At 33.9% G+C, this 996-nt stretch carries 1 protein-coding gene; it reads right to left on the bottom strand.

Going from position 1 to position 996, the window contains the following annotated elements; all coding sequences use genetic code 11:
* Positions 1 to 169 precede the first annotated feature (169 nt).
* Entirely contained in the window at positions 170 to 832 is a 663-nt protein-coding gene (locus tag A9G48_RS08855; protein ID WP_065576084.1) for a hypothetical protein, read from the bottom strand.
* Between the last annotated feature and the right edge of the window lie 164 nt (positions 833 to 996).

Raw genomic sequence — 996 nt, 5'->3', positions numbered from 1 at the left:
TTGTGTTTTCATCAGTTATTACCTGTTAGTTAAAATTTGTTAATCGATTCTGTCACTGCTTCGGCTTATGACTTGTATCAGCTGTATATTGGTATGACAGTAAGTATGGAAACACTTTTTTACCCCGAAAATCTTAAACTTAACAGTAATCTAATGAATTAAAACAATATTACAGAACATAAGCACCACTAAGCCCTATCTTTAAGCGCAACGTACCATCATAAGAAATACTATAGTAATGAGCACCACCTTCAATAATTTGTCCAGTTACACCTTCTTTGAGTCCACCATAACCTTTATATAAGCTATAAATATCCTTATTTTTTATCCAATTTGGTACATTTTCTAAATGGAAATCAAAGTAGACAGTACGCTTACCGTTATCCTTATTATCAATCTTTCTTATCTTGTCAACTACAACCCGACCAAAGCAGAAGTTAGTGCCTCCCCACCAATCTACGTATTTACGCCCTTCCTCTGTTAAATCGTAACGGTACAGGGGCTTATCGCCATCATGACCAACCAGCTCTTCGGTAAATAATCCCTCTTTAGCATAGAGGGATAGCTTCAAGTTCAATCTTCTATTTTGCTTTACTTTATCATAAGGCTCTTTCGGATCAATTTCGCCTTCAACATAGTGAATAGTATAAGGATACATATCTTCATAAACCTTACCGACCCTTAAACAAACTGATTTATTTCCTGTTGGGTTATTAATATCGTTTTCCCTTTGAATTCGCGTTTTATAATCGGTAAAATCGCACCCTGTCAGTAACGATAACATCAGTAAACTACTACCTAATATTAAGACTTTTTTGATTTGTGTTTTCATCAGTTATTACCTGTTAGTTAAAATTTTTTAATCGCTTTTGTCACTGCTTCGGCTTATGGCTCGTATCAGCTGTATATTGGTATGACAGTAAGTATGGAAACACTTTTTTACCCCGCAAATCTTAAACTTAACAGTAATCTAATGAATTAAAATAATTTTATAAA

The sequence above is a fragment of the Gilliamella sp. wkB18 genome (assembly GCF_001690875.1).
Lineage (GTDB): Bacteria > Pseudomonadota > Gammaproteobacteria > Enterobacterales > Orbaceae > Gilliamella > Gilliamella apicola_A.
The sequence above is the reverse complement of the archived record's forward strand: the minus strand, read 5'-3'. Positions and strand labels throughout refer to the sequence as shown.